The organism is Oceanobacillus saliphilus, assembly GCF_023522835.1.
In the GTDB taxonomy this organism is placed as follows: domain Bacteria; phylum Bacillota; class Bacilli; order Bacillales; family Amphibacillaceae; genus Oceanobacillus; species Oceanobacillus saliphilus.
Window position 1 is genome coordinate 1 of sequence record NZ_JALCZU010000107.1, and the last position, 275, is coordinate 275.

At 50.5% G+C, this 275-nt stretch carries 1 pseudogene; it reads left to right on the forward strand.

Annotated features, from left to right (window positions below):
• Positions 1-9: 9 nt before the first annotated feature.
• A pseudogene (locus MN204_RS20610) lies at positions 10-275 on the forward strand (GTPase HflX); the annotation flags it as partial.

The window sequence follows — 275 nt, forward strand, 5'->3', positions numbered from 1 at the left end:
CGCACAGCTTTGATTCTGGATATCTTCGCATCGCGTGCTAAGACGAAGGTTGCCAAGTTGCAAGTTGCGATTGCCCAGTTACAATACCAGTTGCCACGTTTGCGAACGTCGATGAATGTCCGTTTGGATCAGCAAACTGGTGGTGGCGGGGGTAGCTTTACCAGCCGTGGTGCCGGTGAAACGAAGCTTGAAACGAACCGTCGTCACATTGAACACCAAATTTCACTCTTGCGTCAGGAATTGAAGGATGTGGAAGCTGACGATCAAACTCGTCG